We start from the raw sequence: 18,728 nt of genomic DNA, 5'->3' as shown, positions 1-18,728 counted from the left end.
GCGAAACCGATCTGGACGATTGACCAAATGCGGCGCTACGGTTACCGAAAACGACGAGACGGAGCTCAGATGACGGTGTCCGATCCGACCTGGATGTCGCCTGACACGCAGGAGCTCGGGCTGGCCGAGCTGGCGGCGGTGATCGCACGGGGCACGATCACCTCAACCGCGGCGGTCGGCGCCGTACTCGACCGGATCGAGGCGTCGCAGCCCACGCTCAACGCCTTCCGGATCGTGCGCCGCGAACGAGCGCTGGCCGAGGCGGCCGATGCCGACCGCCTGTTGCGCGGACCGGCGCTGAACGCCACCGCCCGACGCCCTGGTGGTGAGGACCGGTCAGAAGCCCAGTTTGCCCAGTTGCTTCGGGTCACGCTGCCAGTCCTTGGCGACCTTCACGTGCAGATTCAGGTAGATGCGGGTGCCGAGGATGTGCTCGATCTGCTTGCGCGCGTTGGTGCCGACCTCCTTCAGCCGAGAGCCGCCCTTACCGATGACGATGGCCTTCTGACTCGGCCGCTCGACATACAGCAGCGCGTGCACGTCGAGCATGTCGTCGCGATCCGCATAGGGCAGGATCTCCTCGATGACGACGGCCAGCGAGTGCGGCAGCTCGTCGCGAACGCCCTCGAGCGCGGCCTCGCGGATCAGCTCGGCCATGAGCGTCTCCTCCGGCTCGTCGGTCAGCTCACCGTCGGGATAGAAGGCCGGACCCTCCGGCATCTTCGAGGCGATGACATCGACGAGGACCTCGACCTGCTCGCCCTTGACCGCCGACACCGGCACCACGTCCGCGTCCGGGCCGAGCAGCTGGGAGACCGCGACCAGTTGCCCGGCGACCTGGTCCCGGCTCACCTTGTCGATCTTGGTGACCACGCCGAGCAGCGTGGTCTTCGGCGCCATCTGCTTGATCTGCTGCACGATCCAGCGGTCGCCGGGTCCGATCTTCTCGTCGGCGGGGATGCACAGCGCGATCACGTCGACTTCCGAATACGTGTCGCGCACAAGGTCGTTCAAGCGCTGGCCGAGCAGGGTACGCGGGCGGTGCAGCCCGGGGGTGTCGACCAGGATCAACTGGGTGTGCTCTCGGTGCACGATGCCACGAATGGTGTGCCTGGTGGTCTGTGGGCGCGAGGAGGTGATCGCGATCTTCGCGCCGACCAGCGCATTGGTCAACGTCGACTTGCCCGTGTTCGGCCGTCCGACGAAACAGACGAAGCCGGAACGGAATTCGGCGTCATCGCGCGCCTCGGACCGGTCAGCCACCACGCACCTCGCCGGCATCGGCGGAATCGTCGACGATCTCGAACACCGCGCCGTCGCGGTCGGTGAAGATGATCCGCGCCTCCGCCGACACCTCCCGCACCGCGGTGACGCCGAAGTCGGACAACCGCCCACCGACCACCACGGCCGCCTCGAATCCCTCGGCGCCGCTGGAGATCGCGGCGGCCACCGCGGCTTGCAGCGCGGTCAGGCGCAGCGCCGTCAGGTTCACCTCGCCCGCGGCGTAGGTGCGTCCGTCCGTGTCGCGGATGGCCGCGCCACTCGCGCCGTCGGTGCGGCCGAGCGCGCCACGGGCCAGCACTATCAGCTTATTGTCCTCGGCATCCAGTTCGGTCATCCGATGTCTCCGTCCTCGTTACGATCGGCCGGGGTCTCCGGCTCCGATCCATTGGCCTTGCGCTTGCCATTGGGGTTGTCGCCGTTGGATTTCTCGGCCTCGACCTTTTCGGTCGCCTTGCGCACCACCACGGTGTGCACCCGCATCCGCCCCCGCGCATCCGCGCGGCCCTCGCCGCGCAGCACCAGCCCGTGCACCGCGACCTTCGAACCGGGCAGCGGCACACGGCCGAGTTCGTGTGCCATCAGGCCGCCGACGGTGTCGACGTCCTCCTCTTCGATCTCCAGCCCGTACAGCTCGCCGAGGTCCTCCACCGACAACCGGGCTGACACCCGGTAGCGGCCCCCGCCGAGGTTCTGGATGGGCGGTGTCTCGTCGATGTCGTACTCGTCGGCGATCTCGCCGACGATCTCCTCGAGCACGTCCTCGATGGTCACCAGTCCCGCGATGCCGCCGTACTCGTCCACCAGCACCGCCATATGATTGCGCCTGCGCTGCATTTCGTCGAGCAGGCTGTCCAGCGGCTTGGAGTCGGGCATGAACACCGCGGGCCGCATGGCCTCGCGCACCCGGACCTTTCGGCTGCGATCCGCATAGGGCACAAGGTCTTTCAGGTAGACCACGCCGAGGATGTCGTCGACGTTCTCGCCGATCACCGGGATACGCGAATGCCCGGACCGCACCGCGAGCGACAGCGCCTGCGCCGCGGTCTTGTCCGCCTCGATCCAGACCATCTCAGTGCGCGGTACCATCACCGCACGGGCCGGGGTGTCGCCGAGCTCGAAGACCGATTGGATCATCCGGCGCTCGTCGTCGGCCACCACGCCGCGCTCGCCTGCCAGCTCGACCACCTCGCGCAGCTCGATCTCAGAGGCGAACGGGCCGTTGCGAAAACCCTTGCCCGGGGTGATCGCGTTGCCGAGCAGAATCAGCAGCCTGCTGAGCGGGCCGAGCAGCGCGCCGATGAACTGCAGCGGCAGCGCGGCGGCCAGCGCGATCGAGTACGCGTGCTGACGACCGAGCGTGCGCGGGCCGACGCCGATCACCACGTAGGACACCAGCACCATCACCAGCGCGGTGACCAGCAGCGCCCAATTGTCCGCCCAGATCGTGATGAGCCCCGCCGCGAGCAGAACCGTGGCGCCGATCTCGCACAGAATGCGCAGCAGCACCATGAGATTCACGTAGCGGGCCCGGTCGGAGACGATCCGGGTCAGCCGCACCGCGCCGGGCCGGTCGGCGCGCACCAAGTCCTCGACTCGGGCCGGCGAAATCGTGTTCAGCGCCGAATCGACACCGGCGAACATCCCGCCCACCGGGACGAGCAGGACCGCGAGCAGAACCAGGGTCTGTGAATTCACGCGGGTCCCAGGGAATCACCCGGTGTGGTGAAGCCCGCCTTACCCAGCAACCGCGCGTCCCGCGCGGCCAGCTCGGCCCGCCGCCGCGCTTCGCGCAGGCTCTCATACCACTCCTCGAGCAGCCGGGCCTGCAGCGCGAACATCTCCTTCTCCTCCTCCGGCTCGGCATGGTCGTAGCCGAGTAGGTGGAGCACGCCGTGCACGGTGAGCAGCGCGAGTTCGTGATCCAGCGAGTGGCCCGCCTTACGGGCCTGGCCCGCCGCGAACTCAGGGCACAGCACGATGTCGCCCAGCATCGACGGGCCGGGTTCGGGGCTGTCCGGTCGGCCGCCCGGCTCGAGTTCGTCCATCGGGAAGGACATGACGTCGGTCGGGCCGGGCAGGTCCATCCAGCGCATGTGCAGGTCCGCCATGGTGTCGAGATCGACGAGCACCATCGACAGCTCCGCGGCCGGGTGCACGTCCATCCGGGCGATCACGAATCGTGCGACACTGACCAGGTCTTCTTCGGGCACGTCGATACCCGACTCGTTGGCGATCTCGATACTCACCCGAATAGCCTACGATCCCGGTGATCGTATGGCGGGAGCGGAGCCCCGCCCGGCGGAACGAGTTACCGCCGGTCCGTCCGGCCCGCGGCGCGCCGCTGCGCCCGGTTGCCGCCGTAATGCGCGGCGACCTGCGGACGCGACTCGGCCTCGAAACGCTCGTAGGCGTCGACGATGTCCGTGACGAGCCGATGCCGGACCACGTCGCTGCTGGTGAGCTGCGCGAAGTGGATGTCATCGATCTCGGTGAGGATCTCCGACGCCGCACGCAGACCCGACCGTGCCCCGGTCGGCAGATCGACCTGGGTGACGTCACCGGTCACCACGATCTTCGAGCCGAACCCGAGGCGGGTGAGGAACATCTTCATCTGCTCGGCGGTGGTGTTCTGCGCCTCGTCCAAAATAATGAACGAGTCATTGAGGGTTCTACCGCGCATGTATGCCAGCGGCGCGACCTCGATGACACCGGCCGCCATCAGCTTCGGGATGGCCTCCGGATCCATCATGTCGTGCAGTGCGTCGTAGAGCGGGCGCAGGTATGGATCGATCTTCTCGTTCAGCGTGCCGGGCAGGAAGCCGAGCCGCTCCCCCGCCTCAACCGCGGGACGGGTGAGGATGATCCGGTTGACCTGCTTGGACTGCAGCGCCTGGACCGCCTTGGCCATCGCGAGATATGTTTTGCCGGTACCGGCGGGTCCGATGCCGAACACGATCGTGTTGGCATCGATCGCGTCGACGTAGCGCTTCTGGTTGAGGGTCTTGGGCCGGATGGTCTTGCCGCGCCGGGACAGGATGTCCAAGCTGAGCACCTCGGCCGGAGACTCGCTCGAGCCCTCGGTGAGCATCGACACGGTGTGGCGCACCGCCTCCGGGGTGACCACTCGATTTCGGCCGGTGAGCGCGACAAGCTGCTCGATGACTCGCTCAGCCAGCGCGACATCGGGCGCCTTACCGGTGAGGGTTACGGAATTGCCTCGGACGTGAATGTCCGCGTCGAGCAGCCCTTCGAGTTCGCGCAGATTCTGGTCGGCCGAACCGAGGAACGGGAACACGGATTCGGGAGCGAGTTCGATACTCGAACGCACGGTGCGCGCTGCGGGCTCCGAACCGTGACCGCCACCGATGCCCGCTTCGGGTGTAGTCGGTTCGCCGATCTCGCCTTGTGTTCTCAAAAGTGGCTGAAGCCTGCTTTCCGGTCTCGACTGCTGCGGTATTGAGGCAAGTTTAACGCGCCCCACCGACACCGCCCAATGGATAAGCCGCTGACGGAGGGACCGTGATCACGGGATTCCCCTACGCCGCTGGGCCCAATCCGCGGTGAAATCACGAAATCGGCGCACCGCGTCCGGCAATATCGCGGCCGCGGGCCAGATCAGCCCGACCGCGCGGGAGGCGCCCGCGTCCGCGAGCGGCACGGTCACCGGACCGGACAGTGGGCTCGCCGACAACGGGTCCTCGCGCGGCAGGATCGCCACGCCTAACCCCGCCGATACCAGCCCGGCCACGGTGACCAGGTCGCTTGACTCGAACGCGATCCTCGGCCGGATGTCCGCGGCCGCGCACAGCTCGTCGAAGATGCGCCGCATCCCGAAGCCCTGATGCATCGCGACGAACTCCGCGTCGGCGATCTCCGCGAGCCGGACCTGCCTGCGCCCGGCCAACCGGTGGTCAGCGGGCACCGCGAGCACGAGAGGTTGGCGCAGCACAGTGCGCCAACCGACGCCGGCAACAGCCGGGCGCGGCGAGACGATGCCCAGATCAGCCTCGCCGTCGAGCACCCGCTGCGTAACCGTCTCGGCCGCCCCTTGCCACAGGGTGACCGTGACCCGGCCGGAGCCGCGCCGGAAACCGCCGATCAGCTGCGGCACGAGCGACCCGCCGAAGGAATGCTGGAACGACAGTCGCACCACGCCCTTCGCGGGATTGGCCAGATCGGCTACGGCTTGCGCGGCCCCGTCCAGCTCGGTCTGCGCGCGGCGGGCGTGCTCGTAGTAGATCCGGCCGAACTCGTTGAGAGTAATGCGTTTACCGCGTCGATCGAACAGCTCGACGCCGATCCTGCGCTCCAACCGGGCGAGCATTCTCGACAGCGTCGGCTGGGCTAGGTGCAGCCGATCGGCCGCCGCGCCGACCCGCTCCAGTTCGGCGAGTGTCGTGAACCACTCCAGGTCTTCACCCAGCACAGCCCGGCCTCCATATATGCGATGAGCGCATGAACTCTCTCATTATTATTCATTTCCTTTCTGAACGACGGGTCGCGATCCTGAACCGCAGGAGGAGCCCATGACCACGACACAAACCCGGGACATCCAGCACGAGCGCCGGATCACGACGGCGCTGTTCGCCGCCGGGCTGACGACCTTCGCATCCATGTACAGCGCCCAAGCCCTGCTGCCCAGCATCTCAGCGGCCTTCGGCGCCACACCGGCGCATGCGGCGCTCGCGGTGTCGCTCACCACCGGTTTCCTTGCGTTGGCGAGCGTTCCGGCGAGCGCGCTGTCGTCACGTATCGGGCGGACCAAGGTGATGATCGGCTCCGCCGTCGCGGCGGCCGCGATCGGTCTGCTGCTCCCGCTGAGCCCGTCGCTGGGCGTGCTGCTCGCCGGACGAGCACTGCAAGGAATCTCGCTCGCGGGCGTGCTCGCGGTGGCGATGGCCTATTTGGGAGAAGAGATTGGCGGCGCCGGAGTGGGCGCCGCGATGGGAACCTATGTGGCCGGCACGACGATCGGCGGGCTGGCCGGGCGGTTGATTCCGGCGTTCACCCTGAACCTGGCGTCCTGGCGATGGGCGGAAGCAGCGGCTTCGGTCGCCGCGGCGGCCTGCACGGTGTGGTTCATCCGGAACCTACCGCCGTCCCGCGGTTTCGTCGCACGACCCGCCGGAATCCGCACGGTGCTCGGCGATCTCGCGACACAGCTGCGCCATCGCGGGCTGCTCGCGCTGTTCGGGCTGGCCTTCGTGCTGATGGGCGGGTTCGTCTCGGTCTACAACTATCTCGGCTACCGCCTGATCGGGGCGCCGTTCGGGCTGCCAGAGGCGCTCGCAGGGCTGGTTTTCGTGCTGTACCTGGCCGGAACGGCAGCGTCGGCGGCGGCCGGGCACCTGGCCGATCGGGTCGGTAGGCAACAGGTGCTCGCGGCGTCGGTGGGACTGATGGCCATCGGTCTCGCGGTGACGGTTCCGGATCACCTCGGCGCCGTGATCCTGGGCGTATTGCTCTACACCGCCGGGTTCTTCGGAGCGCATACGGCAGCAAGCGCATGGGTCAGCGTGATGGCGGAGGGCAGCCGTGGCGCGGCGTCGTCGCTGTATCTGTTCGCCTACTACCTGGGCAGCGCGCTCGTCGGCGGCGCGGCGGGCATCGCCTACGCCAGCGGCGGGTGGCTCGGTTTGGTCGGTGGAATCGGTGTTCTGCTCGTGCTCGCGGGGATGCTGGTGTGGGCATTGGCGATTCATTCGCGCGGATCGGCGCGGCACTCGGGGGTGGTCGGCGCCTGAGCTACCTCACCAGCGCCGGGTCAGAGCCCCCAGGGCTCCGAGGGCGACCGCCGCGGCGGTGGACGTGCGCAGAACAGTGGGGCCGAGCAGGGTTACCTGGGCGCCCGCGTCGGCCAGAGCCGTCAACTCCGTGTTGTCGAGGCCGCCCTCGGGGCCGACGACGAGAATGATCTCGGTGGTGTCGGCGAACGGCAGTTCGGCGAAACGGGCGGTCCCGGATTCGTGCAGCGCCGCAATGATCGCGCCGTCGGCCTTCGCGGTACGCACCAGGTCGAGCAGGTCGGTGGTGCGGTACAGGTCGGCTACGTGCGGGATGTATGCCCGGCGGGATTGGCGTGCGGCCGAGCGGGCGGCGGCGCGCCATTTGTCGACCGCCTTGGCCGCCTTGCCCTCCCAGTTCGCGACGCAGCGCGCCGCCTGCCATGGAATGACGACATCCGCGCCCGCCTCGGTCATCAGCTCGACGGCCAGCTCCGAGCGATCCGATTTGGGCAGCGCCTGGACCACGGTGACACGTGGCGCCGCCGGGGCCGCGACCATCCGGTTGTGCACCGTCAACTCGAGCCGATCGCGTTGCGCGGCAACTACTTCGGATTCGGCGAGTACGCCGCGACCGTCGGAGAGGGTGATCGGCTCGCCGACCCGGATACGGCGCACCGTGGCGGCGTGCCTGCCCTCCGGGCCGTCGAGCACCGCGACAGCGCCCGGTTCGGGCACTTCGTCGAGGTAGAAGACCGTCGCGGCCAACTAACGTCCGCTGAACGACGCGCGCAGCCGCGCGAACAGGCCGCTGTTGTGCTCGGACTGCGCCGACATTACCTCGGCGCGCTCGCGCTCGCGCATACCCTTGTATGTGCGCAGCAGCTCGGCCTGCTTGCTGTCCAGCTTGCTCGGGATCACGATGTCCAGGTGCGCGAGCAAGTCGCCGCGCGCGCCGGAACGCAGGCGAGGCATGCCATGGCTGCGCAGCACGGCGACCTCCCCCGGCTGGGTGCCCGGTGCGATGGTCAGCTCGGTGGGGCCGTCCAGGATGGTGTCGATCACGACGGTGGTGCCCAGCGCCGCGTCGACCATCGGAACCCGGACGGTGCAGTGCAGGTCGTCACCATCGCGGACGAACACATCGTGCGGCTGCTCGACGATCTCGACGTACAAGTCGCCCGCGTGGCCACCGCCCGGGCCCACCTCGCCCTGCGCGGCCAGCCGCACCCGCATGCCGTTGGCGACACCCGCGGGGATCGGCGCGGCGATCTCGCGGCGCGCTCGTACCCGCCCATCTCCGCCACACTTGTGGCACGGGTCCGGGATGGTCTCGCCCGCGCCGCGGCAGGTCGGGCACGGACGCGAGGTCAGCACCTGGCCGAGGAAGGAGCGCTGTACGGACTGCACTTCCCCCGCGCCACCACAGGTTTCGCAGCGCACCGGCTTGGATTTGCCGTTCGTGCCCGCGCCCTGGCAGATGTCGCACAGGATCGCCGTATCCACGGTCAGGTGCTTGGTCACGCCGACCGCGCATTCGGCCAGGCTGAGCCGGGTGCGGATCAGCGAGTCGGCGCCCGGCTGGACACGACCGCGCGCCTTGCGGGGCGCGCCCGATCCGCCCATGCCCCCGAAGAACGCCTCGAACACGTCGCCGAGGCCACCGAAGCCCGCGCCGTTGAAGCCGCCACCGCCGCCGCCGGATTCCAGCGGGTCGCCACCCAGGTCGACGATGCGGCGCTTCTCCGGATCCGACAGCACCTCGTAGGCGGTCGATACTTCCTTGAACCTGGCCTGCGCCGCCTCGTCGGGGTTGACGTCGGGGTGGAGCTCACGCGCCAGCTTGCGGTATGCCCGCTTGATCTCCTGGTCGGTCGCGTTCTTCGCGACGCCGAGCAGTCCGTAGTAGTCCCGTGCCACTTGAGTTCTCTAGTCCTTGGTCGTTTCGACAGTGCCGCCGGTGCCCGCGCCGCATCCACCGCACGCTGACATCAGCATTAGTCTTGTGCACTCAACTTTATCCGGCCGGAATGTCGAGCTTATCAGCGGCGGGGATGGTCGGTGTCGCGGTCAGCGTTCGGCGAGGACCTCGCCGATGTATCGGGCGACGGCCGCCACCGAGGCGATCGTTCCTGGGTAGTCCATCCGAGTCGGGCCGAGCACGCCCATGCCGCCCAGCACCGCGCCCGCCGCGCCATAGCCGGTCGACACCACCGAGGTGCCGCGCATCTGCTCTACCTGTGTCTCCTCGCCGATCCGCACCGTCACCGTCCCTGGCTGCTGGGCGGCGGCCAGCAGCTTGAGCACGACCACCTGCTCCTCCAGCGCCTCCAGCACCGCGCGCAGCGAGCCTGGAAATCCGAAGTCCGCGACGTTGCGGGTGAGGTTGGCGGTGCCGCCGAGCACCAGCCGCTCCTCTGGATGTTCCACCAGCGTCTCGACCAGCACCGTGGACACCCGTATCAGCACTTCACGCAGTCGCTGCGGCGCGTGCTCGGGCAGTTCCGCGACTGCCGCCGAGGCCGCAGCCAGGCGCTTGCCATCCATTGCGCCGCCGAGCATGCCGCGCAGCGCGGCCAGATCCTCGTCATCGATCACCGCACCGAGTTCCACCAGGCGCTGGTCGACACGGCCCGTATCGGTGATGACCACCAGCAGCAACCGCGCGGGATTGAGCGCGACGACCTCGATGTGCCGGACCGTCGACGCCGACACCGTCGGATACTGCACGACGGCGACCTGCCTGGTCAGCTGGGCCAGCAGCCGCACGCCACGACGCAGCACGTCATCGAGGTCGACACCCGACTCCAGGAAATCCATGATCGCCCTGCGCTCCGCGGGCGACAGCGGCTTCACCTCGGAGATCCGGTCCACGAACTGGCGATAGCCCTTGTCCGTGGGAATGCGCCCGGAACTCGTATGCGGCTGCGCGATATAGCCCTCCGCCTCCAGCACAGCCATGTCGTTGCGCACCGTCGCGCTGGAAACACCTAGGTTATGCCGCTCGACCAGGGACTTCGACCCGATCGGTTCCTTGGTCGCGACATAGTCGGCGACGATCGCGCGCAGGACCTCGAAGCGCCGATCCTCGGTGCTCGACATCGGCCCCACCTCCTCGCTTTCGTCTTCGGTCACGCCACACTCCGGCGCTGACGCCCCGCACCCGTCCCACGAGTCCAGGTGAATTCCGAGTTCGTCTGTTTATCCAGTCTAATTGTTTCGCGACGAATCGCCCGTTCGCGCGGGTGGACAGGCACTCGCCGCACGCGGATCCCGCGGCCGGTGGCGAGGCGACGAGGAGCACATGACCGCGGCAACGAAGACCTCCTTGGTGTGCCACTCGACTAGATCTGGTGGTGGGTCGGCTCGCCGGCTACGTGGATCATGCGATGTGCGGCATGACCTCTGCGGCGAGCCGCTCCATCTGGGCGGACGAGTCGAACAAGGGATTGACGAGGATCATTTCGGCTCCGGCGGCCACCACCTCTTGCAGACCCCGGCCTGAGCCTCATGCCGCACCGACGCAAGCGGCTGGACGAGCCGCCGAGCGCCACATGACCGCGGCAAAGGTCGAGTAGACCCATCGTTACGTCCCGCTTCGCGGAGCGATCAGCGTGGAGCAGCGGATTCGACCACGGCGGCCACGTCGCCGGGGCGGGAGACCAACGAGGCGTGCGAGGCGTTGATCTCGCTGCTGTGCGCGCCCATCCGCTGGGCCATATAGCGCTGGGACGACGGTGGGATCACGCGGTCGGCGCCCGACACCAGGTACCAGCTGGGGGTACCGGACCACGAAGGCGGGCCGGAAGGTTCGAGGTTGGCCGCCAACGCGATGGAGTGCTGGTGGGCGATCATGTCGGCGGCGGTCGCGGGGCCGACATCCTGGGCGAAAACGGCGTTGAAGCTGGCGGGAGCCACATAGCCGTCGATGTTCTTGCCCGCGATACCCCCGGGGTCGTCGACGATCGCCGCCTGGAGCGCGGGCGGCCACAGCTGACTGCCCGGGAACCGGATCGGGTCGAGGGCGGCCTGGGCAACCTCGCCCTGCACCGGTGCGAAAGCGGCGATGTAGACCAAGGACTCGACTTTCGGGTCGTGCACGTTGCTGATCACGAAGCCGCCGTAGGAGTGGCCGACCAGCACCACGGGGCCCGAGATCAGGTCCAGCGCGCGCTGGACGGCGGCCGCGTCCCTGGCCGGTCCGCGCAGCGGATTGTCCGGCGTCACCACGGGATAGCCGCGGTCGCGCAGCAGGGCGGCGACACCGTCCCAGCTGGTGGTATCGGCGAAGGCGCCGTGGACCAGGACGATGGTGGGCAGCGGCGCCGCCTGTGCGGGCCCTGCGGACACGGCGGCGAGCGTGATGGCGAGCGCCGCCAAGACTCCGCGCACGATATGTCTGCGCTTCATAGGGTGTCCGCCCTTCTCAGCTTGTCAGGAAGTCGAGCAGGTCGGCGTTGAATGCCTGTTCGTAGTCGCCGCAAAGGCCGTGCGGGGCACCAGGATACACTTTCAGCTGTGCCCGCGGGAGTAGCTTCGCGGTTTTGGGGGCGGCGGCAACGAACGGGACGATCTGGTCGTCGTCACCGTGTGCGACCAAAATCGGTATGTCGATATTGGGCAGCTCCGCGGTGAAATCGGTTTCGGCGAACGCCTTGACGCAGTCGAGCGCTCCTTTGAGTCCGACCTGCATGCCCATCAACCAGAAGTGATCCCGAATCCCCTGCGAGACAGTCGATCCCGCGCGGTTGGCGCCGTAGAAGGCAGCGGTGAGATCTTTGTAGAACTGCGATCGGTCAGCGGCGACACCGGCTCGAATCCCGTCGAAGACGTCGATCGGCTGCCCCTCCGGATTGGCGTCGGTCCGCAGCATCAGCGGCGGAACGGCGCCGAGCAGAACCGCTTTCGTAACCCGGGCGGTGCCGTGCCTGGACAGGTACCTGGTGACCTCGCCGCCACCGGTCGAGTGCCCCACCAGCACCGCGTCGGTGAGCTCGAGCTCGTTGATCACCGCGGCGAGATCGTCGGCGTAGTGGTCCATGTCATGTCCATCCCACACCTGACCGGAGCGGCCGTGACCGCGGCGATCGTGCGCGATGGCACGGTAGCCGTTGCTCGCCACCAGGTTCATCTGGTTGTCCCAGGCATCACCGTTCAGCGGCCAGCCGTGGCTGAACACCACGGGACGTCCCGAACCCCAGTCCTTGTAGTAGATCTCGACACCATCGGTCGTCGTGATCGTCGGCATGCGGAAGCTCCTTCTGTCTGGAACGGATGGACTACAGGTTCCTGGCGAGAAATTCCACTGCGGTGTCGGCGATTTCGCGCCAGCCATGGTCGGCGGGCATGGAGTGCCCGCGATCCGCGAGCACCACGAGTTCGGTCACCGCCGGATTGCGGCGCTGGATCCGGTAGGCCGACCGCACGGTGGCCTCCGGGACGGTGCGGTCGAGCCCGCCCGCGAACATCAGCAGTGGGCCTCGCTCACTACGCGTGTCCACCGTCGCCTCGCTGCGCGGCACGAAATTGGCCAGACCCGCCTGGAACAGCGGCCGTCCCGGCGCTGGGATCGCGTAGTCGGCGACCAGCTGGTCGGACTCCGTACGGGACACGGCGTTGGCGAAGGCGCGGTGATAGCTCTCGGCGGTGTGCGACCACGTCTTGGTACGCAGCCACGGGCGGCCGAGGACAGGCAGTGCGTTGCGCAGCTGCACGAGCGGCAGCGTCAGCACCCCTTTGAACTGCGCGGGCGCGATCGCCACACACGCGCTGGCGAAGCCGGTGCCGAGCAGTTTCTGCGCGATCATCCCACCGAAGGAGTGCCCGATGACGACCGGCGGCATCGGCAGCGTGGAGATGAACTCCGCATAGTGATCGGCGACCTCGGCGATGCCGCGGTTGTTCAGCGCCGCGGGATTCTTCCTGGTCGCCTCCGGCGTCACACCATCGCCCGGCCACCCCGGGGCCGACGCCTGGTAGCCGGCGCTGTCGAACAGTTCGAGCCAGGGCGCCCAGCTGCTGCTGTGCATCCACAAGCCGTGAATGAACACCACCGGGCGTGATTGTGGTCGCGACACCTGGCCTCCTCGGGCGAACGGGAATCCACCGACGTGGAACTCCGTTCGACAGCGTATGACGGGCGGTGGCTGGAAAAATGACTGTCCGTGCACGATCCTCGGCTGAGAATGCACGACCCGATCGGCCTTGGACGTGCGACGATTGCCGGATCTGTCCCCATTGCGATGGAGGCTGTCATGACGGTCGTGTTCAATTCGGACACCATCGCGCCGCACCAGCGGGTGGACGCGGTGGCTGCCGCGATGCAGGAGGCGTCGGTCCCGTCCCACGTCGTTCTGGATCCGCCGGAGGAGGGCGTGCACGCCACATTCGACGTGTGGCAGTTCGGCGAGGCCAGCATCTTCCGCGCGCGCACCACCGGCATCCAGCTGATCCGCACGCCGAAGCAAGTGCGTACCTCACCTGCGCCGATGCTTGCTGTCGCCGTGCAGCAGGCGGGCGACGGGCGGTACGAGCAGGCCGGCGTCCAGCGCGTAGTCCGGCCGGGCGAACTGCACGTCATGGACCTGAACGCACCCTATGGCTTCGGCTGGCACGGCGAGGGCGCATCAACCTGTCTGCACGTGCCGCTCGACCAGCTCGGCCTGCCTGCCGATCTGATCCGTCAGGCCACGACCCGGGTGCAGGACAGCCCGCACTATCGGCTGGTGGCCAACCACATCGTTCAGCTGACGACCGACGGCGACGCACTCAGCGCCGACCCGGCGGCCGCGCTGTCCGGTTGTGCCAGTATCGAATTGATCCGGGGGCTGTTGTTGTCGGCGGGAAGCGACGACGGCAACGGCGCCATGGTCCCCTCGGACCTCCTGCTGTCCCGGATTCGCGCCTATGTACGACGCAACCTGGCCGATCCCGACCTCGGTGCGGAAAAAATCGCCGGGGCGCATAATATGTCGGTCCGGCAGCTGTACAAGATCTGCGCGAACGCGGAGTACAGCCTCGAACAGTGGATCATCAGCCAGCGGCTCGACCGGGTGCGCACGGATCTGACCAAGCCGGACCATATGCACCGAACAATCTCGATGATCGCGCGGCGCTGGGGTTTTCGCGATCCGTCACATTTCGCTCGGCGCTTCCGCGCCGCCTACGGACTGTCGCCGCGGGAATGGCGGCGGGTCGCGACGGCCGAGGGCGAGCCGTAGCGGCGAACTAGCCGCGATCGCAGACCTTCGCCTGCTTGCCCGCGAGGGCGTCGAGGCCGAGCATCGCCAGTAGTGACTGGCAGTCGGCGGCGTTCTCCGCGTAGCTGGCGACGGTACGGGCGGCGACGGCGCTCTGGCGCGCGTTTTCCGCTTTCTCCGCTTTCCTCGCCTCGGCGAACTCGCCCGGTTCATGGATAAGGGTGATGTGTCGTGCCGACGCCATGAGTCTCCTTGGGGTTGGTCGAAGCCTACAAGGCTCGCCAGCACCGCGATACCCGAACCGAACGGGCACTTCATCGAATCGCCGAATCCTGGCACCGGACCGGGTACTCGGCGCGGCACCCGACCGCACGGAACACCGTTATGCGAGTTCTCATCTCGTCGGCGGCGCCCGACTCACATTTCATCCGGAGGTCTTCGCCGGATCAGCCGGCCGCACCGCATCGACGTCCGTGGTCGGTACGGCTAGCTCAGCAGTTCTCGGACCACACCGTCGGCGAGCAGCCGACCGCGATCGGTGAGCACCAGCCGATCACCCGACCGGTACGCGCGGCCGTCGGCCACGACCCGATCCACCGCGACCGTCCCGGACGCGTCGAGCTCGGACAGCGGCAGACCGGTACGCAGCCGGACGGCGAGCATGACGCGCTCCAGATAACGCTCGTCGGCACCGAGCGCCTCCCAGCCCGCTGCGGGCAACCCTCCCTCGGCGACCCGGTCCGCGTAACGTGCCGGGTGTTTCACATTCCACCAGCGCACTCCCCCCACGTGACTGTGCGCGCCGGGCCCCGCGCCGAGCCAGTCGCCGCCGTCCCAGTAGCCGAGGTTGTGCCGGCAGACCGCGCCGGCGCCCGCGGCCCAGTTCGATACCTCATACCAGCCGAGCCCGGCCGCGCCGAGCCGGGCATCGATGCGTTCATAGCGTGCGGCGAGCACATCGTCGTCGGGCGCGGGCAGTTCGCCGCGGCGCACCCTACGGGCCATGGCGGTGCCGTCCTCCACGATCAGCGAGTAGGCCGAGACGTGATCGACGCCCGCGCCGAGCACCGCGTCCAGGCTGGCGTCGAGATCCGCGTCGGTCTCGCCCGGTGTCCCGTAGATCAAGTCCAGGTTGACGTGCTCGAAGCCGGCGGCGCGCGCCTCGCGGGCGGCAGCGACCGCGCGGCCGGGGGTGTGCGTCCGGTCGAGCACCTTCAACACGTGCGCCGCGGCGGACTGCATGCCCAAGGAGACCCGGGTGAACCCGGCGTCCCGGATGCGCTCGAAGAATTCCGGCGAGGTGGATTCCGGATTGGATTCCGTGGTCACCTCGGCGTCGACGGCGAGGGTGAATTCGCCGCGCACCGCGGCGAGCACCGCGGCGAGGCCGTCGCCGCCCAGCAGCGAGGGCGTCCCTCCGCCGACGAAGATCGTGGCCACTTCCGGGGTCGGAGTCGGCAACGCCGCGAACTCCCGCACGGCCGTGGCCAACTCCCCACGCAATGCCTCCAGCCAGGACTGCGGCGACGCCGACGTGCCGAGCTCACCCGCGGTATAGGTGTTGAAGTCGCAGTATCCGCACCGCGTCGCGCAGAACGGAACGTGCACATAGACGCCGAACGGCCCATGTCCGAAATCACGCAGCACCGGCGCGGAGAGGTCGGCGCTCGAGGGGGCGACGGCGGAAGAACTCACCTATCCAGTGTGAACGTCGTCGCGGCCGCACCGGTGGGCGGGCCCGTGGCACACCCTGGAACGACCGCCGCCCGCCGAACGGACTCGAGTAGCGTCCCGAAGGGGGCGACCCACCCGCGAACCGCCTTGCGTAGCGCACCGGGCTCATCGCGAACCGGGAGCGGCTCAGTCCGCAACGACCGGAGTGTTCTGGTTGGCGGTGAGCAGCCAGCGGCCGTCCTCCTCGGACATCACGTACATCGGGCTGCCCTCGCTGTCCAGTCCGCCGTCGTTGGTGAAGTAGCGCTGGCGCACCTTGACCGCCGCCACATCGGGGCGGATGAACAGAATGTGCTCGACCTCGTAGGTCGCCTTGCCGTGCGCGGTGGCCCCGGGCAGTACCTCGGCGGTGAATTCGGCGATGGCCGCACGGCCGTAGAGGCGCTTGCCGTGCCCGGTGGTCCAGATCGCGTCCGCTCGGAACAGGGCGACGAACTCGTCGACGAGTTCGTGCTGCTGGGCGTGTTCGACGGCGGCGACCACCGCCCGGATAGCGTCGGTATCGGCGACTGAAGTACTCATGGCAGATGAGCCTGCTACCTCGAGCACACTTCAGGTCAAGCGGCGTGCGCGGCGTCACAGCCGACCACAGGGCCTATCACGAGCCTCGTTCGGCACCGGAACTATGACTGCCGTCACAAATCAGGTCGACAGTCCAGGGAATTTCCCTCGAAATTGCGGAAAATATGGCGGCGGGGTCGGAAGGCCCTTGCTGACGTGGCACAATGACTCCCATGCGCGTTTTGGGAGTACGGCTTGTGGCACGTCGCCACGTCGACTACAAGCGCGTCTGTAGCGCCTGCTGTCTGCCCGGTTCCCCCCGGTAGCTCAGCGGCGCCCCAGTCCGGGTCTCCCCGGCGATTCCCGAGACCGACTTCATCGGCCCGCTGACACCGCAGGCGTGAGTCAGCCCCTCACGCCCTCACGACGGATGTACCACCCACCCCGCAGGAGCGACCCTAATGACGTCGAGCACCGGCGCCGGTCCGACCGAGCAGCCCGAACCCCGGCCGGGGCACCACGCGCGCCCCGAACGCCCCGCCTCCGAACGCCGCGTCCGCCCGGACCGCCCGCGTCCCGCGGCGGCCGCCGGGCCACGTGCCCGCGCCGGCAAACCCGTGCGCCGCAAGGCCGAGGGCCAGTGGGCGCTGGGTTACCGCGAGCCGCTGAACCCGAACGAGCAATCCAAGAAAGACGACAACCCGCTCAACGTCCGCGCCCGGATCGAGAACATCTACGCCAAGACCGGCTTCGACGGCATCGACAAGGGTGACCTGCGCGGCCGGTTCCGCTGGTGGGGTCTCTACACCCAGCGCGAGCAGGGCTACGACGGCAGCTGGACCGGCGACGAGAATATCGACCTCCTCGAGGCCAAGTACTTCATGATGCGCATCCGCTGCGACGCGGGCGCGCTGAACGTCGCGCAGTTGCGCACGCTCGGCCAGATCTCCACCGAATTCGCTCGCGACACCGCCGACCTCTCCGACCGCGAAAACGTGCAGTACCACTGGATCGAGGTGGAGAACGTCCCCGAGATCTGGAAGCGGATCGAGGCGGTCGGTCTGAAAACCACCGAGGCATGCGGCGACTGCCCGCGCGTGGTACTCGGTTCCCCGCTGGCCGGCGAGTCGCTGAACGAGATCATCGACCCGACGCCCGCGATCGACGAGATCGTGCGCCGCTACATCGGCAAGAAGGAGTACTCCAACCTGCCGCGCAAGTTCAAGACCGCGATCTCCGGCCAGCAGGACGTGGTGCACGAGATCAACGATGTCGCGTTCGTGGGTGTGGTCCACCCGGAGCACGGCCCCGGTCTGGACCTGTGGGTCGGTGGCGGGCTGTCCACCAACCCGATGCTGGCGCAGCGGGTCGGTGTGTGGGTGCCGCTGGCAGAGGTCCCCGACGTGTGGGAGGCCGTGGTCTCGCTGTTCCGCGACTACGGCTACCGCCGCCTCCGAACCAAGGCGCGACTGAAGTTCCTGGTCAAGGACTGGGGCATCGAGAAGTTCCGTCAGGTGCTCGAGGACGAGTTCTTGAAGCGCAAGCTGATCGACGGTCCCGCGCCGGAGCAGCCGACCAAGCCGATCGACCACGTCGGCGTGCAGAAGCTGCGCAATGGGCTCAACGCCGTCGGCTTCTCCCCCATCGCGGGCCGCGTGTCGGGCACCGTCCTGACCAAGGTCGCCGACGCGGTGGAGCGGATCGGCTCCGACCGCATCCGGTTCACCCCATACCAGAAGCTGATCGTGCTCGACGTCGCCGACGACATGGTCGACGCGCTGATCGACGAGCTGGAACCGCTCGGGTTGCAGGCCCGCCCGTCGCTGTGGCGGCGGAACCTGATGGCCTGCTCCGGCATCGAGTTCTGCAAGCTCTCCTTCGCCGAGACCCGCAAGCGATCCCAGGTGCTGGTGCCCGAACTGGAGGAGCGGCTCGCGGATCTCAACGCGCAATTGGATGTCCCGATCACCATCAACATCAACGGTTGCCCGAACTCGTGCGCCCGGTCGCAGATCGCCGACATCGGATTCAAGGGCCAGCTGGTCGACGACGGCACCGGGAATCACGTGGAGGGTTTCCAGGTTCACCTCGGTGGCAGCCTCGGCTTCGACAGCGCCTTCGGGCGCAAGCTGCGCCAGCACAAGGTGACCAGCGGCGAACTCGGTGACTACATCGAGCGCGTGGTGCGCAACTTCGTCAAGCACCGCGAGGACGGTGAGCGATTCGCCCAGTGGGCGGTTCGCGCCGACGAAGCCGACTTGAAATAAGTCTCGACGGGAGATCAATT

At 68.1% G+C, this 18,728-nt stretch carries 19 protein-coding genes and 1 pseudogene; 5 read left to right on the top strand and 15 right to left on the bottom strand.

The annotated features are described in order from the left end of the window. Nucleotides 1-69: 69 nt before the first annotated feature. A pseudogene (locus OHB12_RS32855) lies at nucleotides 70-279 on the top strand (amidase); the annotation flags it as partial. A 57-nt stretch (nucleotides 280-336) separates the two neighbouring features. Here OHB12_RS32855 and era read toward each other — a convergent pair. From era to OHB12_RS32825, 6 genes are all read right to left on the bottom strand, one after another. Then, a complete protein-coding gene (gene era, locus OHB12_RS32850) occupies nucleotides 337-1,263 on the bottom strand; it encodes a GTPase Era (RefSeq protein WP_442799901.1) in 927 nt (308 codons plus the stop codon). Further along, on the bottom strand, nucleotides 1,256-1,618 hold the full coding sequence (locus OHB12_RS32845) for a cytidine deaminase (protein ID WP_327113915.1): 363 nt from the start codon (nucleotides 1,616-1,618) through the stop codon (nucleotides 1,256-1,258). Before OHB12_RS32845 ends, era begins: the two co-directional genes overlap by 8 nt. After that, nucleotides 1,615-2,925, bottom strand: a complete 1,311-nt coding sequence (locus OHB12_RS32840) for a hemolysin family protein (protein ID WP_442800160.1) — start codon at nucleotides 2,923-2,925, stop codon at nucleotides 1,615-1,617. The genes OHB12_RS32845 and OHB12_RS32840 overlap by 4 nt, the downstream gene beginning before the upstream one ends. 50 nt (nucleotides 2,926-2,975) lie before the next feature. Continuing rightward, nucleotides 2,976-3,530 (bottom strand): rRNA maturation RNase YbeY, encoded by a 555-nt coding sequence (gene ybeY / locus OHB12_RS32835; RefSeq protein WP_327113911.1) that lies wholly within the window; start codon nucleotides 3,528-3,530, stop codon nucleotides 2,976-2,978. Between the two features lie 62 nt (nucleotides 3,531-3,592). Continuing rightward, nucleotides 3,593-4,651, bottom strand: coding sequence for a PhoH family protein (locus OHB12_RS32830; RefSeq protein ID WP_327121694.1), 1,059 nt, complete (start codon nucleotides 4,649-4,651; stop codon nucleotides 3,593-3,595). A gap of 156 nt (nucleotides 4,652-4,807) precedes the next feature. Further along, a complete protein-coding gene (locus OHB12_RS32825; protein ID WP_327113909.1) occupies nucleotides 4,808-5,710 on the bottom strand; it encodes a LysR family transcriptional regulator in 903 nt (300 codons plus the stop codon). Between the two features lie 100 nt (nucleotides 5,711-5,810). Here OHB12_RS32825 and OHB12_RS32820 point away from each other — a divergent pair, with 100 nt between their 5' ends. Next, a complete protein-coding gene (locus OHB12_RS32820; RefSeq protein ID WP_327113907.1) occupies nucleotides 5,811-7,028 on the top strand; it encodes an MFS transporter in 1,218 nt (405 codons plus the stop codon). Nucleotides 7,029-7,034: 6 nt separating this feature from the next. Here OHB12_RS32820 and OHB12_RS32815 read toward each other — a convergent pair whose 3' ends face one another. The 6 genes from OHB12_RS32815 to OHB12_RS32785 all read right to left on the bottom strand — a co-directional run bounded on the left by OHB12_RS32815 (nucleotide 7,035) and on the right by OHB12_RS32785 (nucleotide 13,084). Then, nucleotides 7,035-7,775: a 16S rRNA (uracil(1498)-N(3))-methyltransferase gene (locus OHB12_RS32815; protein ID WP_327113905.1), complete on the bottom strand. Its 741-nt coding sequence runs from the start codon at nucleotides 7,773-7,775 to the stop codon at nucleotides 7,035-7,037. Then, nucleotides 7,776-8,927, bottom strand: a complete 1,152-nt coding sequence (dnaJ, locus tag OHB12_RS32810; protein WP_327113903.1) for a molecular chaperone DnaJ — start codon at nucleotides 8,925-8,927, stop codon at nucleotides 7,776-7,778. Between the two features lie 150 nt (nucleotides 8,928-9,077). Then, a complete protein-coding gene (hrcA, locus tag OHB12_RS32805; protein ID WP_327121691.1) occupies nucleotides 9,078-10,109 on the bottom strand; it encodes a heat-inducible transcriptional repressor HrcA in 1,032 nt (343 codons plus the stop codon). Between the two features lie 507 nt (nucleotides 10,110-10,616). Beyond that, nucleotides 10,617-11,417 carry an alpha/beta fold hydrolase gene (locus OHB12_RS32795; RefSeq protein ID WP_327113901.1) on the bottom strand — a complete coding sequence of 267 codons (801 nt, stop codon included), beginning with the start codon at nucleotides 11,415-11,417 and terminating at the stop codon, nucleotides 10,617-10,619. A 16-nt stretch (nucleotides 11,418-11,433) separates the two neighbouring features. Next, nucleotides 11,434-12,255 carry an alpha/beta fold hydrolase gene (locus tag OHB12_RS32790; protein WP_327113899.1) on the bottom strand — a complete coding sequence of 274 codons (822 nt, stop codon included), beginning with the start codon at nucleotides 12,253-12,255 and terminating at the stop codon, nucleotides 11,434-11,436. A gap of 31 nt (nucleotides 12,256-12,286) precedes the next feature. Then, nucleotides 12,287-13,084, bottom strand: a complete 798-nt coding sequence (locus OHB12_RS32785; RefSeq protein ID WP_327113897.1) for an alpha/beta fold hydrolase — start codon at nucleotides 13,082-13,084, stop codon at nucleotides 12,287-12,289. A 177-nt stretch (nucleotides 13,085-13,261) separates the two neighbouring features. Here OHB12_RS32785 and OHB12_RS32780 point away from each other — a divergent pair, with 177 nt between their 5' ends. Then, complete coding sequence (locus OHB12_RS32780) at nucleotides 13,262-14,227, top strand: helix-turn-helix domain-containing protein (protein WP_327113895.1); 966 nt, start codon at nucleotides 13,262-13,264, stop codon at nucleotides 14,225-14,227. Nucleotides 14,228-14,234: 7 nt separating this feature from the next. Here OHB12_RS32780 and OHB12_RS32775 read toward each other — a convergent pair whose 3' ends face one another. The 3 genes from OHB12_RS32775 to OHB12_RS32765 form a co-directional block, all read right to left on the bottom strand. Then, nucleotides 14,235-14,450, bottom strand: a complete 216-nt coding sequence (locus OHB12_RS32775) for a hypothetical protein (protein WP_327113893.1) — start codon at nucleotides 14,448-14,450, stop codon at nucleotides 14,235-14,237. Nucleotides 14,451-14,692: 242 nt separating this feature from the next. Then, nucleotides 14,693-15,901 (bottom strand): radical SAM family heme chaperone HemW, encoded by a 1,209-nt coding sequence (gene hemW, locus OHB12_RS32770; RefSeq protein ID WP_442799900.1) that lies wholly within the window; start codon nucleotides 15,899-15,901, stop codon nucleotides 14,693-14,695. Nucleotides 15,902-16,066: 165 nt separating this feature from the next. Then, complete coding sequence (locus OHB12_RS32765) at nucleotides 16,067-16,462, bottom strand: SgcJ/EcaC family oxidoreductase (protein WP_327113891.1); 396 nt, start codon at nucleotides 16,460-16,462, stop codon at nucleotides 16,067-16,069. A gap of 203 nt (nucleotides 16,463-16,665) precedes the next feature. Between OHB12_RS32765 and OHB12_RS36525 the strand changes: the two genes are divergently transcribed. Beyond that, entirely contained in the window at nucleotides 16,666-16,767 is a 102-nt protein-coding gene (locus OHB12_RS36525) for an Ms4527A family Cys-rich leader peptide (RefSeq protein WP_442799899.1), read from the top strand. Between the two features lie 135 nt (nucleotides 16,768-16,902). Continuing rightward, nucleotides 16,903-18,708 (top strand): nitrite/sulfite reductase, encoded by a 1,806-nt coding sequence (locus OHB12_RS32760; RefSeq protein WP_327113889.1) that lies wholly within the window; start codon nucleotides 16,903-16,905, stop codon nucleotides 18,706-18,708. Nucleotides 18,709-18,728 lie beyond the last annotated feature (20 nt).

It is taken from the genome of Nocardia sp. NBC_01730 (assembly GCF_035920445.1).
Lineage (GTDB): Bacteria > Actinomycetota > Actinomycetes > Mycobacteriales > Mycobacteriaceae > Nocardia.
The sequence above is the reverse complement of the archived record's forward strand: the minus strand, read 5'-3'. Positions and strand labels throughout refer to the sequence as shown.

Bases quoted from the DNA above. Each gene is read 5' to 3' on its own strand.
- OHB12_RS32795 (WP_327113901.1), bottom strand. From the start codon at position 11,417: ATGAAGCGCAGACATATCGTGCGCGGAGTCTTGGCGGCGCTCGCCATC.
- OHB12_RS32840 (WP_442800160.1), bottom strand. From the start codon at position 2,925: ATGTTCGCCGGTGTCGATTCGGCGCTGAACACGATTTCGCCGGCCCGA.
- OHB12_RS32760 (WP_327113889.1), top strand. From the start codon at position 16,903: ATGACGTCGAGCACCGGCGCCGGTCCGACCGAGCAGCCCGAACCCCGG.
- OHB12_RS32780 (WP_327113895.1), top strand. From the start codon at position 13,262: ATGACGGTCGTGTTCAATTCGGACACCATCGCGCCGCACCAGCGGGTG.
- OHB12_RS32765 (WP_327113891.1), bottom strand. From the start codon at position 16,462: ATGAGTACTTCAGTCGCCGATACCGACGCTATCCGGGCGGTGGTCGCC.
- OHB12_RS32820 (WP_327113907.1), top strand. From the start codon at position 5,811: ATGACCACGACACAAACCCGGGACATCCAGCACGAGCGCCGGATCACG.
- OHB12_RS32775 (WP_327113893.1), bottom strand. From the start codon at position 14,450: ATGGCGTCGGCACGACACATCACCCTTATCCATGAACCGGGCGAGTTC.
- hrcA (WP_327121691.1), bottom strand. From the start codon at position 10,109: ATGTCGAGCACCGAGGATCGGCGCTTCGAGGTCCTGCGCGCGATCGTC.
- OHB12_RS32845 (WP_327113915.1), bottom strand. From the start codon at position 1,618: ATGACCGAACTGGATGCCGAGGACAATAAGCTGATAGTGCTGGCCCGT.
- OHB12_RS36525 (WP_442799899.1), top strand. From the start codon at position 16,666: ATGACTCCCATGCGCGTTTTGGGAGTACGGCTTGTGGCACGTCGCCAC.
- OHB12_RS32790 (WP_327113899.1), bottom strand. From the start codon at position 12,255: ATGCCGACGATCACGACGACCGATGGTGTCGAGATCTACTACAAGGAC.